Annotated in this window: 26 protein-coding genes; 16 read left to right on the top strand and 10 right to left on the bottom strand. The window is 71.5% G+C overall.

What is annotated here, in order from left to right:
• Positions 1 to 60: 60 nt before the first annotated feature.
• Both ACH4T9_RS09705 and ACH4T9_RS09700 read right to left on the bottom strand, forming a co-directional pair.
• The gene (locus tag ACH4T9_RS09705) at positions 61 to 1,353 is read right to left on the bottom strand and encodes a M16 family metallopeptidase (protein ID WP_396669989.1); all 1,293 of its coding nucleotides are present in this window, start codon (positions 1,351 to 1,353) and stop codon (positions 61 to 63) included.
• Positions 1,354 to 1,538: 185 nt separating this feature from the next.
• Positions 1,539 to 1,754 carry a hypothetical protein gene (locus tag ACH4T9_RS09700; protein WP_387015920.1) on the bottom strand — a complete coding sequence of 72 codons (216 nt, stop codon included), beginning with the start codon at positions 1,752 to 1,754 and terminating at the stop codon, positions 1,539 to 1,541.
• 271 nt (positions 1,755 to 2,025) lie between these two features.
• On the opposite strand from ACH4T9_RS09700, the gene ACH4T9_RS09695 reads away from it, so the two are divergent.
• The 3 genes from ACH4T9_RS09695 (at position 2,026) to ACH4T9_RS09685 (ending at position 3,879) form a co-directional block, all read left to right on the top strand.
• On the top strand, positions 2,026 to 3,120 hold the full coding sequence (locus ACH4T9_RS09695) for a 3-deoxy-7-phosphoheptulonate synthase (protein ID WP_396669990.1): 1,095 nt from the start codon (positions 2,026 to 2,028) through the stop codon (positions 3,118 to 3,120).
• A gap of 195 nt (positions 3,121 to 3,315) precedes the next feature.
• Entirely contained in the window at positions 3,316 to 3,576 is a 261-nt protein-coding gene (locus ACH4T9_RS09690) for a hypothetical protein (protein ID WP_396670721.1), read from the top strand.
• A gap of 102 nt (positions 3,577 to 3,678) precedes the next feature.
• The gene (locus ACH4T9_RS09685; protein WP_396669991.1) at positions 3,679 to 3,879 is read left to right on the top strand and encodes a hypothetical protein; all 201 of its coding nucleotides are present in this window, start codon (positions 3,679 to 3,681) and stop codon (positions 3,877 to 3,879) included.
• A gap of 113 nt (positions 3,880 to 3,992) precedes the next feature.
• Here the strand turns inward: ACH4T9_RS09685 and ACH4T9_RS09680 are convergent, their stop codons facing one another.
• The 3 genes from ACH4T9_RS09680 to ACH4T9_RS09670 all read right to left on the bottom strand — a co-directional run bounded on the left by ACH4T9_RS09680 (position 3,993) and on the right by ACH4T9_RS09670 (position 5,250).
• Complete coding sequence (locus tag ACH4T9_RS09680; RefSeq protein WP_396669992.1) at positions 3,993 to 4,532, bottom strand: DUF1360 domain-containing protein; 540 nt, start codon at positions 4,530 to 4,532, stop codon at positions 3,993 to 3,995.
• Between the two features lie 65 nt (positions 4,533 to 4,597).
• Positions 4,598 to 4,933, bottom strand: a complete 336-nt coding sequence (locus ACH4T9_RS09675) for a hypothetical protein (protein ID WP_396669993.1) — start codon at positions 4,931 to 4,933, stop codon at positions 4,598 to 4,600.
• Positions 4,933 to 5,250: a DUF6158 family protein gene (locus ACH4T9_RS09670; RefSeq protein WP_396669994.1), complete on the bottom strand. Its 318-nt coding sequence runs from the start codon at positions 5,248 to 5,250 to the stop codon at positions 4,933 to 4,935. The genes ACH4T9_RS09675 and ACH4T9_RS09670 overlap by 1 nt, the downstream gene beginning before the upstream one ends.
• 120 nt (positions 5,251 to 5,370) lie before the next feature.
• Here ACH4T9_RS09670 and ACH4T9_RS09665 point away from each other — a divergent pair, with 120 nt between their 5' ends.
• Both ACH4T9_RS09665 and ACH4T9_RS09660 read left to right on the top strand, forming a co-directional pair.
• Entirely contained in the window at positions 5,371 to 5,808 is a 438-nt protein-coding gene (locus ACH4T9_RS09665; protein WP_396669995.1) for a hypothetical protein, read from the top strand.
• A 50-nt stretch (positions 5,809 to 5,858) separates the two neighbouring features.
• Positions 5,859 to 6,185 (top strand): DUF3817 domain-containing protein, encoded by a 327-nt coding sequence (locus tag ACH4T9_RS09660; RefSeq protein ID WP_396669996.1) that lies wholly within the window; start codon positions 5,859 to 5,861, stop codon positions 6,183 to 6,185.
• A gap of 17 nt (positions 6,186 to 6,202) precedes the next feature.
• On the opposite strand, the gene ACH4T9_RS09655 is transcribed toward ACH4T9_RS09660, so the two are convergent.
• Positions 6,203 to 6,688, bottom strand: coding sequence for a DUF6232 family protein (locus tag ACH4T9_RS09655; RefSeq protein ID WP_396669997.1), 486 nt, complete (start codon positions 6,686 to 6,688; stop codon positions 6,203 to 6,205).
• A 537-nt stretch (positions 6,689 to 7,225) separates the two neighbouring features.
• On the opposite strand from ACH4T9_RS09655, the gene ACH4T9_RS09650 reads away from it, so the two are divergent.
• The gene (locus ACH4T9_RS09650; RefSeq protein WP_396669998.1) at positions 7,226 to 8,221 is read left to right on the top strand and encodes an NlpC/P60 family protein; all 996 of its coding nucleotides are present in this window, start codon (positions 7,226 to 7,228) and stop codon (positions 8,219 to 8,221) included.
• 74 nt (positions 8,222 to 8,295) lie between these two features.
• Here ACH4T9_RS09650 and ACH4T9_RS09645 read toward each other — a convergent pair whose 3' ends face one another.
• From ACH4T9_RS09645 to ACH4T9_RS09630, 4 genes are all read right to left on the bottom strand, one after another.
• Complete coding sequence (locus ACH4T9_RS09645; protein ID WP_396669999.1) at positions 8,296 to 9,285, bottom strand: RNA polymerase sigma factor RpoD/SigA; 990 nt, start codon at positions 9,283 to 9,285, stop codon at positions 8,296 to 8,298.
• A gap of 491 nt (positions 9,286 to 9,776) precedes the next feature.
• Entirely contained in the window at positions 9,777 to 10,730 is a 954-nt protein-coding gene (locus ACH4T9_RS09640; RefSeq protein WP_396670000.1) for an N-acetylmuramic acid 6-phosphate etherase, read from the bottom strand.
• Positions 10,727 to 11,641 (bottom strand): MurR/RpiR family transcriptional regulator, encoded by a 915-nt coding sequence (locus ACH4T9_RS09635; RefSeq protein WP_396670001.1) that lies wholly within the window; start codon positions 11,639 to 11,641, stop codon positions 10,727 to 10,729. The genes ACH4T9_RS09640 and ACH4T9_RS09635 overlap by 4 nt, the downstream gene beginning before the upstream one ends.
• 265 nt (positions 11,642 to 11,906) lie before the next feature.
• Positions 11,907 to 12,716, bottom strand: a complete 810-nt coding sequence (locus ACH4T9_RS09630; protein ID WP_396670002.1) for a dTMP kinase — start codon at positions 12,714 to 12,716, stop codon at positions 11,907 to 11,909.
• Here ACH4T9_RS09630 and ACH4T9_RS09625 point away from each other — a divergent pair.
• From ACH4T9_RS09625 to ACH4T9_RS09580, 10 genes are all read left to right on the top strand, one after another.
• The gene (locus ACH4T9_RS09625; protein WP_396670003.1) at positions 12,652 to 13,455 is read left to right on the top strand and encodes a nucleotidyltransferase family protein; all 804 of its coding nucleotides are present in this window, start codon (positions 12,652 to 12,654) and stop codon (positions 13,453 to 13,455) included. The genes ACH4T9_RS09630 and ACH4T9_RS09625 overlap by 65 nt on opposite strands.
• Positions 13,452 to 13,745, top strand: coding sequence for a hypothetical protein (locus tag ACH4T9_RS09620; RefSeq protein WP_396670004.1), 294 nt, complete (start codon positions 13,452 to 13,454; stop codon positions 13,743 to 13,745). Before ACH4T9_RS09625 ends, ACH4T9_RS09620 begins: the two co-directional genes overlap by 4 nt.
• Positions 13,746 to 13,758: 13 nt before the next feature.
• Positions 13,759 to 14,532, top strand: a complete 774-nt coding sequence (locus ACH4T9_RS09615; RefSeq protein WP_396670005.1) for a metallophosphoesterase — start codon at positions 13,759 to 13,761, stop codon at positions 14,530 to 14,532.
• Positions 14,523 to 14,666, top strand: a complete 144-nt coding sequence (locus tag ACH4T9_RS09610; protein WP_350884567.1) for a GPGG-motif small membrane protein — start codon at positions 14,523 to 14,525, stop codon at positions 14,664 to 14,666. The genes ACH4T9_RS09615 and ACH4T9_RS09610 overlap by 10 nt, the downstream gene beginning before the upstream one ends.
• Before the next feature lie 164 nt (positions 14,667 to 14,830).
• Positions 14,831 to 15,322, top strand: coding sequence for a TspO/MBR family protein (locus ACH4T9_RS09605; RefSeq protein WP_396670006.1), 492 nt, complete (start codon positions 14,831 to 14,833; stop codon positions 15,320 to 15,322).
• A gap of 107 nt (positions 15,323 to 15,429) precedes the next feature.
• Complete coding sequence (locus ACH4T9_RS09600) at positions 15,430 to 15,669, top strand: hypothetical protein (RefSeq protein WP_396670007.1); 240 nt, start codon at positions 15,430 to 15,432, stop codon at positions 15,667 to 15,669.
• A 339-nt stretch (positions 15,670 to 16,008) separates the two neighbouring features.
• Complete coding sequence (locus tag ACH4T9_RS09595) at positions 16,009 to 17,355, top strand: ABC transporter substrate-binding protein (RefSeq protein WP_396670008.1); 1,347 nt, start codon at positions 16,009 to 16,011, stop codon at positions 17,353 to 17,355.
• A gap of 70 nt (positions 17,356 to 17,425) precedes the next feature.
• Positions 17,426 to 18,475, top strand: coding sequence for a carbohydrate ABC transporter permease (locus ACH4T9_RS09590; RefSeq protein WP_387015882.1), 1,050 nt, complete (start codon positions 17,426 to 17,428; stop codon positions 18,473 to 18,475).
• Position 18,476: 1 nt separating this feature from the next.
• Positions 18,477 to 19,442: a carbohydrate ABC transporter permease gene (locus ACH4T9_RS09585; RefSeq protein WP_396670009.1), complete on the top strand. Its 966-nt coding sequence runs from the start codon at positions 18,477 to 18,479 to the stop codon at positions 19,440 to 19,442.
• Positions 19,443 to 19,505: 63 nt separating this feature from the next.
• The gene (locus ACH4T9_RS09580; RefSeq protein ID WP_396670010.1) at positions 19,506 to 20,579 is read left to right on the top strand and encodes a LacI family DNA-binding transcriptional regulator; all 1,074 of its coding nucleotides are present in this window, start codon (positions 19,506 to 19,508) and stop codon (positions 20,577 to 20,579) included.
• Positions 20,580 to 20,612 lie beyond the last annotated feature (33 nt).

Below are 20,612 nucleotides of genomic sequence, written 5' to 3'. Positions count from 1 at the left end.
CGGGGCCGGCGGACAGCGGATCGCGGCGGCCCACCGGGCGGCGCCGCTCGGTCGTCGCCCTCACGCGCTCTCCTCAGGCAGGTAGGTCAGGGTCAACCGGTCCTCGGCGCGCAGCATCTCGGCGGCGAGCTCGGCGATCTGGTCGGCGGTCACCGCGAGCCAGGCGGGCAGCCGCTCGGCGGCGACGGCCGGATCGCCGAACTGGGTGGCGTACCGGCCGAGAGCGTCGGCGCGTCCGTCGACCGTGGACATCTGCCGCCACCACCCGGTGCTCAGCAGCGCCTTGGCCCGGTCCAGCTCCGCGGCGGTGACGGGCACGGTGGCCAACTCGTCGACCACCTCGGCCACCCCGGCGGCCAGCCGCTCGCCGCTCACCCCGGGACGGGCGGTGGCCGTGGCGATCAGCGGGGCGGGGGCGTGCGCGAGGTCCACCCCGTAGGAGCCGACCAGGTCGGGCTGGGCGATCCGCTCGCCGTCGGCGAGGCGCTGGTAGAGCCGGCTGCCCCGGCCGCTGCCCAGCACGGTGGCGAGGACGGTGAGCACGTCGTACCCGGGGGTGCCGAAGGCGTGGGTGCGGTGCGCGACGTAGACGCGGGGCGCGGGCACCGCCGCCGTGACGGTCTCCGCCACCGGCCCGCCGCCGCCCGGCACGTGCCGGCCGTCCGGCGCGGCCGGGATCGACTCCCGGGCCGGGAGTGCGCCGAAGTACTTGTCGGCCAGCGCGAACACCTCGGCCGCGGTGGCGTCGCCGACCACGGTCAGAACCGCGTTGTTCGGTGCGTAGTAGGTGCGGTGGAAGTCCTGGAAGGTGGCCAGGTCGGCGGCGTTCAGGTCGGCCATCGACCCGATGGTCGCATGGTGGTACGGGTGCCCCGGCGGGTAGAGCAGCGGCAGCAGCCGCAGCCACGCGTCGCCGTACGGCACGTTCTCGTAGCGCTGGCGGCGCTCGTTCTTGACCACGTCCCGCTGGTTGTCCAGCGTCTCCTGGGTCAGCGCCGGCACCAGGCCGCCCATCCGGTCGGCCTCCAGCCAGAGCGCCAGCTCCAGATGCTCGGCCGGGACGGTCTCGAAGTAGTTCGTCCGGTCCGGGTTGGTGGTGGCGTTCAGGGAGCCGCCCGCGCCCTGGACGAGCTTCATGTGCTCGGTCTTCGCCACGTTGACCGAGCCCTCGAACATCAGGTGCTCGAAGAGGTGGGCGAACCCGGTCTGCCCGTCCGGCTCGTGCCGGGAACCCACGTCGTACCAGAGGTTCACGGCGACCGCAGGGGCGGCGCGGTCCTCGCTCACCACCACGCGTAGACCGTTGTCCAGTCGGGTCGTTTCGATCGGCCAGGGGTAACCGCTGTCGGGCATGGCCCGACGCTATCCGATCGGCGGGACGGAAAGGTGACGCGCGCGTGGTCGGCGCGGCGGCGGGCCCGCCGCCCGCAGCCCGTCGGGAGCGCCGGGCGTGGTGACGATCCGGGGTACGCCCGGACCGCCGACCGGGGTCCCGCCGGGAGCGCGGCGTGCCGGCCGCGCGCCCGGCGCGCGCCCGCTCAGTCCGGGGGCTCGATCGGGGGCACCGTCTCCTCCGAGGTGCGCTGCTCCGGCACCGTGTCGGGGGCGGCGTTCTGGTCCTCCTCCCGCAGGTCCGACTCGGTGAGGATGGCGGCGGCCTGGGCCCGCGGGTCGTCGCTGCCGGCGGCGGCCTCCTCGGGCAGCAGGTGGGCCCGGGACTCGATCCGGTCCTGGTCGCTGTGAGCATTCGTCATGCCGGCCTCTGTACCCCGTGCGCGGCTCGGCGGAACGGGCCCGTGCACCTCGTCGGTGATCCGGCCGCATCGGGTATCCTGGTCGCCGTGACATGTTGCTATCGATGGTTTAGGCAGCCGGCTGGAGGAGCCGGTGACTTCACCATGATTTGACGTCACTCCTCTTCGAGCCGGCTGGGCAGGGACATTGGTTCCTGCCCTTTTGCGTACGAGCAGCCGGCTCGACCCTGGGCGCCGGCCCCGGGGCACGGTCGGCGGAAGGAACCCCACCGTGACCACCCCGGACAACCATCGCGTCATCGACCAACGGATCGATCGCATCGTGCCGTTGACCACCCCGGCCCTGCTGCACCACCACCTGCCCCTGGACGCGCCGCTCACCGAGGCCGTGCTCGACGGCCGGCGCGCGGTCAGCCGGGTGCTCGACCGTGCCGACGACCGGCTGCTGGTGGTGGTCGGCCCGTGCTCGGTGCACGACCCGGCCGCCGCCCTGGACTACGCGGCCAGGCTGCGGACCGTCGCGGACCGGCTCGCCGACGACCTGCTGATCGTGATGCGGGTGTACTTCGAGAAGCCGCGCTCGACGGTCGGCTGGAAGGGCCTGATCAACGACCCCGGGCTGGACGGCTCGGGCGACGTGAACACCGGCCTGCGTACCGCCCGCGCGCTGCTGCTGGACGTGCTGCGGCTGGGCCTGCCGGTTGGCTGCGAGTTCCTCGACCCGATCACCCCGCAGTACATCGCCGACACGGTGGCCTGGGGTGCGATCGGCGCGCGCACCGTGGAGAGCCAGGTGCACCGGCAGCTCGCCTCCGGCCTGTCCATGCCGATCGGCATGAAGAACCGCCCCGACGGCAGCGTCGGCACCGCCGTGGACGCCATCCGGGCGGCCGGTGTCCCGCACGTCTTCCCCGGGATCGACGTCTCCGGCACCCCGGCGATCATGCACACCCGGGGCAACGTCGACGGCCATCTGGTGCTGCGCGGCGGCAACGACGGCCCGAACTACGACGCCGCCTCGGTGGCCGGGGCGCTGGACCTGCTCCGGGCGGCCGGCCTGCCGGAGCGGGTGGTGATCGACGCGAGTCACGCCAACAGCGGCAAGGACCACCGCCGCCAGCCGCTGGTCGCCGCCGACGTCGCGGACCAGCTCGCCGCCGGCCAGCGCGGCATCGTCGGCATCATGCTGGAGAGCTTCCTGCTCCCCGGCCGACAGGACCTCGACCCCACCCGCGAGCTGGAGTACGGCCGTTCCGTCACCGACGCCTGCCTCGGCTGGGACACCACGCAGGAGGTCCTCGACACCCTGGCCACCGCCGTCCACACCCGCCGCACCACGACGGCCCCCCTCACCCCTCCGGCCTGACCCCGCCCCGTTGATCAAGGGCTTTGCGTCAGAAGTCGCCAACGAACCTGACGCAAAGTTCTTGATCAACGCACGCCGGGGTGGGTCAGGGGCCGGGGGCGGGGTGGGGTGACGTTTGACCGATTCCGCCTGGGGTAGCCGACCGTCGTGACCGACGACGCACCCGTGACGGACGCCGCTGTGGACGACGCCGAGCTGGCCGCCGACACCGATCTGCCCGCCGACACCGACCCGACCGGGGACGACGAGCCGACCGAGGAACCGGACACCCGGCCGCTCGACGAGCTGCTCGACGAGATCTACCACGGCCAGGAGCGGATCAGCCAGGCGGACATCTACCGCCGGGCGGTAGCCGCCGAGCTTCCCGCGGTGCTGCTCACCCGGATCGCCGCGCTGCCCCAGGGCGAGTACGCGGTGGACGAGGCCGCCGATCTGCTGGGCGGGTCGGCGGCCTGACGCCTCGGGTTCGGCCGGCACGAGCAGGCCCACGGCGGCCAACGCCGTCACCCGGGCCGACCGCGGCACCGACCCCGCCCCGACCACGGAGAGGACAGCGAGATGACCGATCGCGAGGAGCAGCGGGAGGAGCACGTCCCGGCGCTCGGCCAGCCGCCGGAGGGCCTGGACACCACGCCCGAGCCGGACTTCGCCGACGAGCACGACCTCACCGCCGTCGACCCCGACATCATCACCGGCGACGAGGACGACGAGGAACGCGAGACGGAGTCGCCGCACGGCTGGTCCGGCATGCAACGCTGACGCCCGACGAGACGCCATGCAGCGCTGACACCCGACGAAGACGGCAGGCAGCGCTGAGGCAACGCCGGACAGGTACGGGGAGGGGCCGCCGGCGGCCCCTCCCCGTACCCGTGTCAGTCCTTGTCGCGACCGCCGTCGGCGGCCCGCTGGGCGACGGCGTAGCCCATCTGGAGGAAGTCGGAGGCCGCCACCGCGGTCAGCGCGGTGGCCACCAGCCGGGTGAGCCGGGGGGCCAGCACCAGGCCGCCGGTGAGCCCGGTGGCCACCCAGACCGCCAGACAGAACGGGCAGCTCAGCAGCTCGCCGATGGCGTGCCGGGTGGGACTGCCCGAGTCCCGGACCTGCTCCATCACCTCACCGGAGCCGCTCGGGCGGTCGTACCGGGTGAACGGGGCGCGCAGCGGGCTGGTGACCGCGTCCTTGGACAGCAGCCGGCTGAGCTTGTGGGTGGCGATGGAGAGCAGCACCACGTCCGACGGGCTGGGCCGCTCCGGCACCGGCCGGCCGGTCGCCCTGACCAGTCCGGCGAGCGTGGCGGTCACCCCGGCGTAGGTGCCCATCGCCACCAGGTAGCCACCGAGCGGCCGGTGCTCGTGCGGCGCGTACGCCTGGCGCAGCCGCGCCACCTTCTGCTTCAGGCTGCTGTCGCTCAACCGCGTCTCCTCGTTCTCTGCGCGTGCTGGCGCGCGGCGCGCCGGCAGCGGGTCCGGCTGCCGGCTCAACCGGCGGTCAGGTTGTCGGCCACCTCGCGGGCGAGGTTGGCCAGGGTTTCCTCGGCCAGTCCCGGATCCGCCTGGCCGGCTGCCCCGGACAGGTCGAGCTGGACCCGGGCGCCCCCGGCGTCCGCGGCCTCCACCCGGATCTCGGCCGACCAGCCGGGGGCGGAGGCGCTGGCCCACCGGGCCCGCATCTGCCCGGGGCTGACATCGGGGCGGCTGCGGCCGTCGGACCGCAGCGGCTGGGGCAGCCACGCGGCGGCCCGGTCCGGGTCGGTCGCCGTGTTGAAGACCACCTCTGGTGGCGCGGACATCCCGCGCTCCGCGTGCTCCGCCATCACTCGTCCCGCAGCCGGGCCGGGTCGACCTCGCGGCCCGGGTGCCGGGCCAGGTACTCGGTCTCCAGCTCTGCCGTGCGCCGCAGGTGGTTCGCGAGCGCCGAGTCCGCCGCGTGCCGCAGCGTGTCGAGCCGGGTGCGGTGCAGGCTGTGTATCTCGCGGATCAGGTCCTCGTCGGCGAGCTCGGTGGGGTCGATCCCCAGCTCGCCGTCGTCGTCGGTGGACATGTCGTGGACGTGGTCGCCGTCCCACTCGGGCATCCGCTGCTCCGGGCTGGCTCCCGTCGGGCCGCCGGTCTGCCGCACTGATTCGGTCATCGTCGCCCCCTCGTCTCGTTCTGGCTGGCGTCTAGACGGATGCCCACACCGGCCACCACCAAACCCCCGAACTACGACGCCACGTCGGAGAGCGTCCCGACTCCCGGTACCCTCGAACCCATGAAACGGCTCTGGACACCGGCGTGGATCGCCCGCCACGTGGCCATGGTCGTGCTGGTCGTCAGCTTTCTCGGGCTGGGCTGGTGGCAGATCACCCGGGCCGCCGACGGCAACTCCATCAGCTGGGGTTACGCCGTCGAGTGGCCGGTCTTCGCCGCGTTCGTCGTCTTCGTCTGGTGGCGTGAGCTGCGGCACACCCTGCGCTCCGCCGCGGACGGGCCGTCGGCAGGCGGTGAGGAGGCGGGCGGCGACATCATGGCCGGCGCGGCCCTGTCGGCGTCCGGCGCCCCGACGGGGGTACGCCGACCCGTGCGGGTCGCCCGGGTGTCCGCGGTGCCGGCCGGCGGCCCCGAGGACGCCGACCTGGCCGCGTACAACCGCTACCTGGCGTGGTTGAACGCCAATCCGGGCTCCCGGCCCGGTGACTATCCCGGCTGACGCCGGTTCGCGACTACCCGGCCGAGGCCGGTTCGGAAGGACGGACGAAGGTGGGCGGAGCCCTTACCCGGTACCGCGTGATCGCCTGGATCGTGGGCGTGGCGTTGGCCGTGCTGGTCCTGATCGGCATGCCGCTGAAGTACGGGTTCGACGAGCCGACGGTGGTCGCCGTCGTCGGGACGGCGCACGGCTGGCTGTACATGCTCTACCTGGCGGCGACGTTCGACCTGTCCCGCCGGGCGGACTGGCCGCTGAAGCGGATGCTGCTGGTGATGCTCGCCGGCACGGTGCCCTTCGTGTCCTTCTACGCCGAGCGGCGGGTGAGCCGTTGGCTGGCTCCCGAGCGCGCCCGCACCCCGGAGCCGGTCGCCGGCTGACGCTGACCCGGCCGGGGTCAGCGGTCCGGGCGCCAGAACTCCTCCGCGGTGGCCGGCGCGGCGTCCCAGCCGCCGTACCGCACGCCCTCGCGGGCCCGGTGCACGGCACGGCTGACCTGCCCGAACTGCCGCTGGTCGTCGCTGCTGAACAACAGCACCCGGACGCCTCGGTGCCAGCCCCACAGCTCGTACGGCGGCGGGCGCCAGCGGGCGCCGACCGCCGCGAGCAGCACGGGTAGCAGGGCCACCACCCCGAGAGTCAGGTACGCCCCGGCGGTCAGCCGTTGCAGGCCGCCGGTGAAGCCGAGCAGCAGCCCCACCCCGGCGATCATGACGGCGGTCACCGCCACCGCCCGGACGGCGAGCCGGTCGTGTGGGCCCCGGGCGGTGTGCAGGTGGGTCAGGTCGGCGATCGCGAAGCTGCTGTGGCCGACGGTGAACCGGTCCGTCGTGACGACGATCCCGGGCTGGGCGTAGAGCAGGACAGGGGGCGCGGGGGTCACCCTCGGTGACCGGTGCGGGCGGGTAGCGGAGCCATCTCGAATCACGGCTGTCTCCCACGGCTGAGGGGCCGGGAGCGGTCCCCGCGGCGCCGGTTGACGCCTGGCGGGATTCCCGGCTCCGCTCCATTGTCTGGCCATCGGTCCAGCCCAGGCCCCGATTTTCCGGAGCCGGGGGCGGGCCTGCGGTCCCCTCCGCGCCGGCAAGAGGCCACCAATTCCGGCTTGTCCGGCTATTAATCGTCGCGTCCGGCAGCATCCGCCCAGAACGACGAAAGCCATGGAACGCCCGTTCGGCACATCCGGCCCCGCCGGTCGCGCCGGAGCGCCTCCCCGACAGCTACCGAACGTGACTGTATCTCGCGACACATCTAGCCGTTTCGCCACTTTCGCCCCTGCTTCACCTGCGGGTAACTTCCGTCCCGGGTTAGGTTGGGCGGGTCGGCCCGGTCGACGGCCGTCCACCCGGACAGCACCGGGTCGGCGTCGCCGCGGCGTCCCGCGACGCCCGGCGACTGGTGGGAGAGGAGCCCTCCGCTCTTGTCGTACCTCAGGAATTCGCTGCGCGCACTGGCGGCGGCCGGCCTCGCGGCCGTGCTGATCGCCCCGGCGTCGGCGGCTCAGGCCGAGCCGTCGCCCGCCGAACTGACCCAGCGAATCGAGAAGTCCTCGACCGAGCTGGAACGGGTCGTCGAGTCCTACAACAAGCTCACCGAGGACATCAAGGCGAACAAGGCCGCCGCGGCGAAGCTGACGGCCCGGATCGGGCCACTGGAGGCACAGACCGCGCAGAGCCGGGCGGACGTCGGCGAGATCGCCGTCACCGCGTACAAGACGGGCCGGATGGACACCGCCAACGCGCTGCTGAGCGCGGGCGGCCCGAGCAACCTGCTGGACCGGCTGGACACCCTCGACCAGCTCACCCGGCAGCGCCAGCAGCGGATCTCCGGCTTCACCGAGAGCCAGCGCCGACTGCTCGACCAGAAGGCCCGGCTCGACGCGACGCTGGCGAAGCAGGCCGCGCAGGCCAAGCAGCTCGCCGCCGGCAAGAAGAAGATCGAGAAGGACCTGGCCGAGCTCTACGAGATGCGCCGTCAGGCGTACGGGCGGGCCACCGAGCCGCCGGCGCCGGCACCGAGGACGAAGTCGAAGTCGGGCGGGAGTTCCGCCGAGCAGGCGCCCGCCGTCTCCGGCCGGGCGGGCACCGCGGTCCGGTACGCGTACGGCGCCCTCGGCAAGCCCTACGTCTGGGCCGCCGACGGCCCGAACGGGTACGACTGCTCCGGCCTCACCTCCGCCGCCTGGCGGGCGGCCGGCAAGTCGCTGCCGCACAACACGAAGATGCAGTGGGGCGTGGTCAGCCACATCAGCCGCAGCGAGTTGCGCCCGGGCGACCTGGTCTTCTACAACAGCCTCGGGCACGTGTCCATCTACGTCGGCGGGGGCCAGGTGATCCACGCGCCGACCTTCGGCCGCAACGTGGAGAAGCGGAACGTCGACCTGATGAAGCCCTACGGGTACGGCCGGGTCCGCTGACGGCACCGACCCGAACGGCGAACGGCCGGCGTCCCCCTGTCGGACGCCGGCCGTTCGCCGTTATTGCTACCAGGTCAGGCGGCCTGCAGCCCCTCCGCCCGGGCGAGCTCGCGCAGCCGGCCCAGGGCCTGGATCTCCAACTGCCGGATCCGCTCCCGGGAGAGGGAGAACCGCGAGGCGACCTCGGTCAGCGAGTGCTCCCGCCCGTCCTCCAGGCCGTAGCGGGCCCGCATGATGCCGGCCGACCGGTCGTCGAGGTGGTTGAGCAGACCCTCGATGCGCTGCCGCTCCAGCCCGGTCAGGACGATGTCCTCCGGCGACGGGGCGTCGCTGTCGGCGACCAGGTCGCCGAGTTTGGTGTCGCCGTCGTCGCCGATCGGGGTGTCCAGCGACACCGTGTCCTGCGACCAGCGAACCAGCTCGTTGACCCGTGCGACGGTCACGCCGAGGGACGCCGCGATCTGCTCCGGCTCCGGGTCGCCACCCAGCTCGCGGGTGAGCTGCCGGATCACGTTCCGCATCCGGTTGACGTCCTCGACCAGGTGCACCGGCAGTCGCACGGTGCGCTCCTGCTGCGCGATGGCCCGGCTGATCGCCTGGCGGATCCACCAGGTCGCGTAGGTGGAGAACTTGTAGCCCCGCTCGTAGTCGAACTTCTCGACCGCCCGGACCAGGCCGGTGTTGCCCTCCTGGATCAGGTCGAGCATGGGCATGCCCGAACGCACGTAGCGGCGGGCGATGGAGACGACCAGCCGCAGGTTGGCGCGGATGAAGAGGTCCTTCGCCCGCTCCCCCTCGGTGACTACGTGCTCCAGTTCGTCCCGGTCGACACCGGAGGGAACGCGGTCCGCGTCGAGCAGGTGCTCGGCGTAGAGGCCGGCCTCGATCGCCTTGGAGAGGTCGACCTCCATGGCGGCGTCCAGCAGTGGCGTCCGGGAGATCTCGTGAAGGTAGACTCCGACGAGGTCGCGCTCCTCGGCTACCTCGTCGGTTCGCATGCCGATGTTCTTGTCCACGTTGCCCACGGTCCCCTCGCTCGCGCCGGTTGCCCGGTTCCTTGCCATCCCCACGTACATCAGCCCTCCCCCGTGACTTCCGCTGTGCCCACTGGTGCTGACCTGACACCTGCACAACAGCTGAGACGGGCCCGGGATTCCATGTCGTGAGTCGAAAGTGTCACGAATGCCTGAGTAGTAGCTGAGAGCCCGATCCATGTTTGCTGTCAGCACCCCGTCGGGCAGCTCGCCGTCTGCGCCACGGACAGGCCGGCGGATCGGCGGACACCGCCGCCCCCAGGAATGGCATCACTGCCGGCCCCGGGCGCACAGCGATCCGCGTCACCGCCGCGCTGCGATCCTGGTCACCGCCTGATACGCGCCGACGGACCGCTCGGTTCATTCACGGACACGGAATACCCTCGCCCCGGTCGAACAATCCGGGGCATGCGCGAAGTCCCACTCCGGGCAGGGTCGTGACCAACGTCACCGAGGCGCGCCCGACGCAGCACCCCGGTGACGGGACCTGGACGCCGCACCCCGGTGACTGGGACCTCGGCTCAGGTGGCGAGCAGGGCGATGGCGCCGCGGACCTGGTGGGCGGAGCGGGCCAGGGCGGCCCGGGCGGCGGACACCTCGGCCCCGGAGACCAACGACACCAGGGCGGTCTTCAGGTCGCCGTCGGCCTCGTGCAGGGCCAGCCGGCATACCTCCTCGGCGCAGCCGGTGGCCTCCATCAGGATCGAGATCATCCGGCCCCGCAGCTTGGCGTTGGTGGCCACCATGTCGATCATCAGATTCGAGTAGACCCGACCCAGCCGCACCATCACGGCGGTGGAGAAGGTGTTGAGCACCAACTTCTGCGCGGTGCCCGCCTTCATCCGGGTCGACCCGGTCACCACCTCGGGGCCGGTGTCCACGCCGATGAAGACGTCGACCGCCGAGGCGGCCTTCGCCTCCGGGTTGGCGCAGAGCAGCACGGTCGAGGCCCCCTGCGCCCTGGACGCGGCGAGCGCCCCGAGAACGTACGGGGTGCGCCCGCTGGCGGCCAGGCCGACGACCAGGTCGCCGGTGGCGACGCAGTCCGCCGCCGCGGCCGCTCCGCCCCCGTGGTCGTCCTCGGCGTCCTCGACGGCCCGCCACATCGCGTCGGAGCCGCCGGCGATGTGGGAGCAGAACCAGTGCCGGGGCGAATTGAAGGTGGGAGCCAACTCGGCGGCGTCGAGTACCCCGAGCCGGCCGGAGGTGCCGGCGCCGAAGTAGTGCACCCGGTGCCCACCGCGCAGCGCGGCGACCGCGAGTTCGACGGTGGCGGCGATCTCGTCGAGGACCGCCGCGACGGCCGCCGGCACCCGGCGGTCCGCCTCATTGATCACGGTGAGCACGTCCCGGGTGGACATCAGGTCGAGGTCGAGGCTGAGCGGGTTGCGTCGCTCGGTCGGCGCGCCCACCCGGACCACCGGGCGGGCCGGGACTGTGGCCACCTCGTCGGGCTGGACCCGACGGGCGGTCATCCCCGCCTCCGGTTGGAGCCGACCCGGTGGGTCTGCACCGCCTCGGCGGTGACCTCCAGCGCCTTGCGGGCCCGCGTCCGGTTGCGGGCGGCCACACCGACGAAGAGGCAGTCGACCACGGTGAGCTGGGCCAGCCGGCTGGCCATCGCGCCGGAGCGGTAGGTGGTCTCCCGGGCCGCCGTGGTGAGCACGAAGTCGGCGACGTCCGTGATCGGCGAGCGGGGGAAATTGGTCAGCGCGGCTGTGGCCGCGCCCCGGGACCGGGCCTGCTCCAACACCTCGATCACGTCGGCGGTGGTGCCGGTGTGTGAGATGCCCAACGCAATGTCGCCCTTGCCGAGCAGGGCCGCCGAGGTGAGCGCTGTGTGCACGTCGGGGAAGTAGAACGCTGTCCGGCCGATACGATGCAGCTTCTGCTGGAAGTCGGAGGCCACGAAGCCGCTGGCGCCCGCGCCGTACACCTCGATCCGGCTGGCGCCGACGATCGCCTCGACGACCTGCTCGCAGACGGCCGGGTCAAGCTGCTCGGCCGTCTCCTCGACCGCCCGCGCGTCGTTGAACGCGATGGTGGCGATGATCTGGGCCAGGTCGGCACCGGGCGGGATGTCGCCGCCGACCACCCGGGCATCCGGGGGCTCGATCCGGCGGGCCGCCTCGGCGGCGAGGCGGATGCGCAGCTGCGGGTAGCCGTTCATGCCGACCGAGCGGCAGAACCGGATCACGGTCGCCTCGGATGTCTCGGCGGTGGTGGCGAGGTCGGTGATGGTGCGCCGGGCTGCGTCCGCCGGGTCGGCGACCACCAGCCGCGCCACCCGCTGCTCGGCGGGCGACAGCGAGGGGAGCAAACCGCTGATGTGGACGATCAGTCCACCCGGCTCGTGACTCGCAGAAATCTTCGAACTCTTCACCACGGATGAAACTTACTTTCATGAAGCGTGAGCGTCAACCATCTCCCCGCGTATCGGGAAAAAGTACTCCGGACGTTCATCATTGTTGCGCCGAACACTGCCATTTCCGCAGCTTCCGGCTCTTTCTCCGGCAGGGCCCTGCCCCATGCCGGTCGGCGGCCGACGCCCCGCCGTTCCGGCGGCCCGGCCTGCCGGGCCCGGGACAGCTGGCGACCCGGCCGGGGCGGCGCGAAGGGTCGAGGCATCGGCCCGGCGCGAGCGGTCCGACCTACGGGCGGCCCTGAGCCGCCAGTCGCCGGCCCGCGCCCCGGTCTGCCGCGTCGACCCGACCCGGGCCGGACGGTGCCGGCTCCCCGACCGGCACGGGTTGCCCGACCTGCGCAGACTCCCCGACCTGCGGAGGCTCCCCGACCTGCACGGACTCCCCGGCCGGCGCGGGCCGCTCGGTCGGCAGCCAGGCGGCCAGGTGGGCCCGGATCTGCCGGGAGACCTCCTCCTGCGGGCGACCGGCATCGACCACCACGAAGGTCGGGAACTCGGGCAGCGTCCGGTAGGCGGTGTCGGCGGCGGTCAGCCAGCCGATGGTCTCGTGGTCGGTGCCACGCCGCTCGATCCGCCGGTACGCCTCGGCCGGCTCGACGGTGAGCAGGAAGGTGACCTGCGGCGGCGGGAACATCCGGTATCCGGCGCGGGCCAGCCGCTCCCAGCGCTGCCCGCCATGCGCCCGGATGCTCGCGTACTGGCAGGCGGAGTAGCGGTCCATCACGGCCGTGCGGCCGGTGACCAGGCAGCTCAGCAGCGCCGCCGCGATGGCGAGCCAGCGCAGCAGGGACTCGACGGCGAGCAGGCCGCGCCGGCCGACCAGCCGCTCGGCGTCCGGGCGGCCGAGCCGTTGGGCGAGGCGCCCGAGCCAGCGGCGCCCGCCGGCGTTGCGGTGGTATGTCGCCGGACGCCCGGCGGCGGTGAGCGCCTCGGCGAGGTGGTGTGCCTGAGTGGTCTTGCCCGAGCCGTCAATGCCGATCAGGGCTACAGCGCGCAGTCGGGCCTTGCCGCGCCGCTCCCGCAGTGATCTGGCCACTCTCCGCAGCCTATCGGACGTATGCCCACCACGGCGATTTGTCCGTCCGCACCCCATTGCCGCCCCGTCGGGCGAGGCTCAGGTGTGGGCGACCTCTGTGCCGGGTACGCAATTCGAATCCGCCTGTCCACCTCACGACCGACGGGAGAGCCAGATGGCCGAGCGCGGGGACGAGACCCTGGTGCACACGCTGAAGAAGGTCGCCGCCGTGCTCAAACAGTCCGAGATCCCGTTCGCCCTCGGCGGCAGCTTCGCGGTGTACGCCCACGGCGGGCACTCCAGCGACCACGACGTCGACTTCCTGATCCGGGGGCAGGACGTCGACCGGGCGATGGAGGCCCTGGTCGAGGCGGGCTTCACCGCCGAGCGTCCGCCCGAGGACTGGCTGGTGAAGGTCTACGACGATGGCCGGATGGTGGACCTGATCCACCGGCCGATCGAGACCCCGGTGACCGAGGAGACCTTCGCCGACACGATCGTCCGGCCGGTGGACGCGATCCACATGCCGGTGCTCTCGGCGAGCCAGCTCATGGTGCACAAGCTGCTCAGCTTCTCCCAGCACTACTGCGACTTCGCCCGGGCGCTGCCGCTGGCCCGGTCGCTGCGGGAGCAGATCGACTGGGAACGGGTACGGAAGGAGACGCAGCACTCGCCGTACGCCGAGGCGTTCCTGGTGCTGCTCGACCGGCTGGACGTGGTGCCGCACTCCGGCGCCACCGAGGAGAAGGAGATCGTGTGAGCGCGTACCGCGACCATGCCGCCGGGACGCCCGCCGCCGCCGGCCCGCCCGACGAGTACGTGGAGGCCGAGATCCAGCGGCTGCTCGCCGAGGACCCGGCCGTCGCCGAGCAGGGAATCACCGTGGTCCGCCGGGAGCGGGGCCTGGTGCTCTACGGCGAGGTGGAGAGTCCGCACCGGCGGGAGGAGATCCTGCGCCGGGTGGCCGAGCGTTTTCCCGACGTGCCGGTCACCAGCGACATCGGGGTGATCCGCGCGCAGGCGCCCACGGAAGTCGAGCAGTTGCCGTGAGGGAGGTCGAAAGGTGATCCGGATCGCCGCCGTGGGCGATGTGCACGTGGACCAGGACGTGGTGGGCCGGTTCCGGCCCGCCCTCAACGAGCTGGCCGACTGCGCCGACGTGCTGCTGCTCGCCGGCGACCTGACCCGGCACGGCACCGAGGCCGAGGCCCGCTGCGTGGCCGAGGAGTTCGGCGGGCTGGGGGTGCCGGTGGTGACGGTGCTCGGCAACCACGACCACCAGTGCGACCAGGTGCCACAGGTGGTCAAGGTGCTCGAGGACGTGGGCATCCGGGTGCTGGAGGGCGAGGGGATCGTGCTGGAGTTCGCCGGCGGGCGACTCGGCGTGGCCGGGGTGAAGGGCTTCGGCGGTGGCTTCGCCGGCCGGTGCGCCAGCGACTTCGGCGAGCCGGAGATGAAGTCGTTCGTCCGGACGACGAACGAGAGCGCGGAGGCGCTGGGCGCGGCGCTGCGAGGGCTGGACTGCGACCTGCTGGTCGCGCTCACCCACTACTCCCCCGTGCCGGACACCCTGGCGGGCGAGCCGCTGGAGATCTACCCGTTCCTCGGCTCGTACCAGCTGGGGCAGGCCATCGACTCGGCGCCGACCGCGCTGGCCCTGCACGGGCATGCGCACGCCGGCAGCGAGCGGGGCACCACCCCGGGCGGGGTCCGGGTCCGCAACGTCGCCCACCCGGTGATCAAGCAGGCGTACAGCATCTTCCATCTGGGAGATCATCTGGATGCCGGCGAGGTTTCCCGGATCGGCCACTCGGGTATTCAGCAGCCATGGAGCTGATTCTCTGGATTCTCGCAGTCATTCTCGTGGTCGCCGGCATCCTGGCGCTCTTCCGCCGGCAGATCCTGTGGGGCGTCGTCCTCATCGTGGTCGGGCTGTTGGTCGGCCCGGGTGGTGTCAGCATCTTCAGTTGACGCCTGATTTCGTATCCATCACCGACCCGCCGGGGTCGTCGTGACCGGAGCTCCGTCCTCCCAGACAGGAGCAACGGTCAGGACGGCCCCGGCGTCCTGCCGTCCGTAGGCCGGGTGGGCGCGGGCGGAGTTTGGGTGCCCGGATCGCCGGGCACCTCTTCGACATGACAGTTTCGGACAGCGTCCGGCGGTCGACCGGGGCGCGGAAGTGGTGGGCGCTGCTCGGCTTCGGCGCGGCGGTGACGGTGGCCGCCGCCGTGGGCGGGCTCGGCGTACGGGGCACCTCCGAGGAGTACGCGAGCCTGAACCAGCCGGCCTGGGCACCCCCGTCCTGGCTGTTCGGCCCGGTCTGGACCCTTTTGTACGCGCTGATCGCCATCGCGGGGTGGCTGGTCTGGCGGCGGGTCGGCTTCGGCCCGGCGCTGTGGGCCTGGACCGCCCAGCTCGTGCTGAACGCGATCTGGACCCCGCTGTTCTTCGGCGCCGGCCGGTACGGCCTCGCCTTCGCCGAGATCGTGCTGATGTGGCTGGCCATCGGGGTGACGGTGGCGCTCTTCGCGAAGCTCTCCCGCCCGGCAGCGGCGCTGCTGCTGCCGTACTGGGCCTGGGTCACCTTCGCCGCCGCCCTGAACTGGTCCGTCTGGCAGCTGAACTGAGAGCAGTGCCCCCTGTCGACGCGGGGCGTCGACAGGGGGAACCCCTATCGCCGTCTCGGCAGCGCGGGACGTTGGGGATGTAGCCGGTGAAGACGTAGGCGTCGGCGATGTACCGGCCGCTGCCGATCCGGTCCCAGATCGAGCTGGTGCCGTACGTGCCGGTGACCGTGGTGCCGCTGGTCTGGCACTGGATCGTCACCTTTGTCCTGTCGGCGACGGTTCCGACCGAGCCGTGTCCGGTGCCCGGGCCGGAGCGGACCGTCAACGGGGTGCCCGCGGTGTCCACCGTGCCGGAGCCGGCGCCCGAGGAGCAGTTGTTGTTGCTGGTGCAGGTCTTCGTGCCTTAGTACACAGCAGGCCGACCGCCGTGAGGCTGAAACCACCGCTTACGCATCCAGCACCTCCGATGTAGACAATCTTCAATTGACTGCCCTCATCGTGACAGAAACTTCCACCCCCCGAAAGACCCTCGAAAGGCCCCCGAAAGGCCCTTCGGGCGATCCCCGGACGGTCACGACCCCTATGCGTGGGAGCGTGCCCACTAGGGGTGAGCGGGTTTCGGGATTGTTACTCGTCCGTGTCCGGCTGGGGCTGGACTCACCCCAATGCAAGCGCTTGCATGTGTTGACGCCCATCGGACCGGCGCTGCGTCGAGCACGACCGCGCCGGCAAGGAAGGAGAACGGCATGGCGGTATCTGCCAGACCACGCCAGGCTCTCGCGGTCGCTGGCGCACTGGGGCTGGCGCTCAGCGTCACTGCCTGCGGCACCGGCGACGACAAGAAGAGCGAGAACGCGGGCTCCGCGGAGTGCGCGGCATATGAGAAGTACAAGGATCACGACGGCAAGAAGGTCACGATCTACTCGTCGATCCGGGACATCGAGGCCGACCGCCTCGACCAGTCCTGGAAGCAGTTCGAGGACTGCACCGGCATCGAGATCGACCACGAGGGCAGCGGCGAGTTCGAGGCGCAGCTCGGTATCCGGGTCGACGGCGGCAACGCGCCCGACCTGGCCTTCATCCCGCAGCCCGGCCTGATCAAGCGGTTCGTCGACTCCGGCAAGCTCAAGCCGGCCGGCGCCGACACCAAGGCGATGGCCGAGCAGAACTACTCGGCCGACTGGCTGAAGTACAGCACCGTGAACAGCCAGTTCTACGGCGCTCCGCTCGGCTCGAACGTCAAGTCCTTCGTGTGGTACTCGCCGAAGACGTTCAAGGAGAAGGGCTGGACCGTCCCCACCACGTGGGACGAGCTGACGGCCCTCAGCGACAAGATCGCGACGAGCGGCACCAAGCCGTGGTGCGCCGGCATCGAGTCCGGTGACGCCACCGGCTGGCCGGCCACCGACTGGATCGAAGACATGATGCTGCGGACGCAGACCCCCGAGGTCTACGACCAGTGGACCACCCACGGCATCCCGTTCAACGACCCGAAGGTCGCCGAGGCCCTCGACAAGGCCGGCACCATCCTCAAGAACGAGAAGTACGTCAACGGCGGCTTCGGCGGCGTGAAGAGCATCGCCACCACCTCCTTCCAGGAGGCGGGCACGCCGATCACCGCCGGCAAGTGCGCCCTGCACCGCCAGGCGTCCTTCTACGCCAACCAGTGGCCGAAGGGCACCAAGGTGGCCGAGGACGGCGACGTCTTCGCGTTCTACTTCCCGGCGATCGACCCCGCCAAGGGCAAGCCGGTCCTCGGTGGCGGCGAGTTCGTCGCGGCCTTCGCCGACCGCCCCGAGGTCCAGGCGGTGCAGACCTACCTGGCCTCCGGCGAGTACGCCAACAGCCGCGCCAAGATCGGTGACTGGGTGTCGGCGAACAACAAGCTCGACCTGGCCAACGTGCCGAACCCGGTCGACAAGCTCTCCGTCCAGATCCTCCAGGACCAGAAGACCGTGTTCCGCTTCGACGGCTCGGACCTGATGCCGGCCGCCGTCGGCGCCGGGACCTTCTGGAAGGGCATGGTCGACTGGATCAACGGCAAGGACACTGCCACGGTGCTCAAGGGCATCGAAAGCAGCTGGCCGAAGTGATCCCGGCGGTGGGCCGGCCCGTTGAAGAGGGCCGGCCCACCGGCCGCGTCGAAACCCCGAAGGAGGGTTGATGGAGTTCGACTTCGCCGAAGAGCAGCCGAAGCTCCTCATGCTGATGTACGGGCTGATCGCGTTCGTCGCGGTCGTCGGGAGTCTGCTTCTGCTCCTCGACGCCGTGCCGTCCTGGTTCGCCCGACGCCGCGAGGCGCAACTGGTCGCCGCCTCGGCGAGCGGGGCGCCGCTGCCCCGGCGGCCGAAGCAGCGCGAGGGCATGTTCGCGTTCTTCTTCCTACTGCCCGCGGTGCTGCTGCTCCTCATCGGCCTGGTCGTCCCGGCCATCCGCACCACGCTGCTCTCCTTCATGGACGGCAGCAGCGACAACTGGGTCGGTCTGCGCAACTACACCTGGATGTTCTCCGAGGACTCGATCGTCCGGGTGCTGATCAACACGCTCGTCTGGGTGCTGCTGGTGCCGCTGGTGGCCACCGCGTTCGGGCTGCTCTACGCCGTCATGGTGGACAAGGCCCGGTTCGAGTCGGTGGCCAAGTCACTGATCTTCATGCCGATGGCGATCTCGTTCGTCGGCGCCGCGATCATCTGGAAGTTCGTCTACGCCTTCCGCGGCGACGGGCAGGAGCAGATCGGTCTGCTCAACCAGATCGTGGTGAGCCTCGGCGGCGAGCCGAAGCAGTGGCTGCTGGACTCTCCGCTGAACACCCTGCTGCTGATCGTGATCATGGTCTGGATCCAGGCCGGCTTCGCCATGGTGGTGCTCTCCGCCGCGATCAAGGCCATCCCGGGCGACATCGTCGAGGCCGCCCGGCTGGACGGGGTCAGCCCGTGGCAGATGTTCTGGCAGATCACCATGCCGAGCATCCGGCCGGCGCTGATCGTCGTGGTGGTGACGCTGTCGATCGCCACGCTCAAGGTCTTCGACATCGTCCGGACCGCGACCAACGGCAACTACGACACCAGCGTCATCGCGAACGAGATGTACAACCAGGCGTTCCGGTACGGCCAGAACGGGCAGGGCTCGGCGCTGGCGGTGTTCCTCTTCGTCCTGGTGATCCCGCTCGTGATCTACCAGATCCGCAACCTGCGTCAACAGCGGGAGGGCTGAGATGACCACCACAACGCCCACGCTTCCCGCCGGGACCCAGGCCACCGGAAAGACCGCCACGACCGCCGGACGGGTCCGCAAGCGGCTGAACAGCCGCACCGCGACGCTGGTCTCGATCGTCATCGCGTTGCTCTGGACGATCCCGACCTTCGGCCTGCTCGTCTCCTCCGTCCGGCCCGAGGACCAGATCAAGTCCAACGGCTGGTGGACGTTCTTCACCGACCCGCAGTTCACCCTGGAGAACTACCAGGACGTGCTGTTCGGCAGCTCGTCCTCGTCGGGGCAGCTCGCCAGCTACTTCATCAACTCGCTGGCGATCACCATCCCGTCGGTGTTGTTCCCGCTCGCGTTCGCGTCCCTGGCCGCGTACGCACTGGCGTGGATCAACTTCAAGGGCCGGGACTGGATGTACATCGCGATCTTCGCGTTGCAGATCGTCCCGCTGCAGATGGCCCTCGTGCCGCTGCTGAAGTTCTTCTCCACCGGTGTCAGCCTGGGCGGGGTCACCATCATGCCCGCCTGGGACCTGGTCGACGAGCAGAAGTTCGCACAGGTGTGGTTCGCGCACACCTGCTTCGCGCTCCCGTTCGCCGTCTTCCTGCTGCACAACTTCATCTCGCAGCTGCCCAAGGACCTGATGGAGGCGGCCCGGGTCGACGGGGCCACCCACCCGAAGATCTTCCGCACCATCGTCCTGCCGCTGATCACCCCGGCCATCGCGGCCTTCGGCATCTTCCAGTTCCTCTGGGTCTGGAACGACCTGCTGGTCGCGCTGATCTTCGCCGGAGGCGGCAACGAGACCGCGCCGCTCACCGTCCGGCTGGCCGAGATGGCCGGCACCCGGGGCAACGAGTGGCAACGGCTGACCGCCGGCGCGTTCGTCTCGATGGTCGTACCGCTGGTCGTGTTCCTGTCGCTCCAGCGGTACTTCGTGCGCGGCCTGCTCGCCGGCAGCGTCAAGGGATGAACCGGACGACCGCCGCCGCCCGGTTCCGGGCGGCGGCGGTCGGGTCACCGGGGCGGGATAACCATGACGAAGATCGATGATGTCGCCCGCCTGGCCGGGGTCTCCACGGCCACCGTCTCCCGCGCGCTCCGCGGCCTCCCGACCGTGTCCGCAGCCACCCGTCGCCGGGTGCTCGTCGCCGCCGAGCAGCTCCAGTACGCGGTCTCGCCGAGCGCGTCGCGGCTGGCCAGCGGCCGGACCGCCACCGTGGCGGTGGTGGTGCCCCGGATCACCCGCTGGTTCTTCGGCACCGTGGTCGAGGCCGTCGAGGAGACCCTGAACGAGTCCGGCTACGACCTCCTGCTCTACAACCTCGGCGGCCGGGAACGCACCCGGCAGCGGGTGCTGCGCGCCGCGAACCTGAACAAGCGGGTGGACGCGGTCATGCTGGTCGCCACCCCGCTGCGCCCGGCCGAACTGGCCGAGCTGACCACGCTGGACCTGCCCGGGGTGACCATCAGCTCCGGCAGCGGCGTGCCCGGCTGGCCCTGCGTACGCATAGACGACGTGGCGGCGGCGCGGACCGCCACCCGCCACCTGCTCGACCTGGGTCACCGCCGGATCGCCCACATTTCCGGCGACCCCGACGACGAGCTGGCCTTCACCGCCCACCTGGACCGCCGCCAGGGCTACCAGGAGGCGCTGCGCGCCGCCGGCGTGCCCCTGGACGCGAGCCTCGACATCGAGTCGAAGTTGACCGTCGACGGCGGCAACCTGGCCGCCACCGAACTGCTCGCCCGGGGCGAACCGCCGACGGCGATCTTCGCCGCCTGCGACGAGATGGCGATGGGCGCGATACGCGCGCTGCGCGACGCGGGCCTACGGGTGCCGCAGGACGTCAGCGTCATCGGCATCGACGACCACGAGCTGTCCGGGGTGCTCGGGCTGAGCACGATCGCCCAGCCGGCGGCGGAACAGGGCCGCCTCGCGGCACGCATCCTGCTCGACCCGCTCGGCGGCCGGGCCCTCTCCGAGCCGGTCCGGCGGATCGTCCCCGCCCCGGGCGACACCACACCGGCCGGCCCGGCGTCCGGACCGGTGATCCTGCCCACTCGGCTCGTCGTGCGGGACTCGACCGCGCCGCCCCGGCCAGACTGAACGGATTCACCCGCCCGCCGAGCGGGAACATGA

It is taken from the genome of Micromonospora sp. NPDC020750, assembly GCF_044334565.1.
In the GTDB taxonomy this organism is placed as follows: Bacteria; Actinomycetota; Actinomycetes; order Mycobacteriales; family Micromonosporaceae; genus Micromonospora.
Note: the sequence above shows the minus strand (reverse complement) of the source record. Positions and strands in the feature narration are given on the sequence as shown.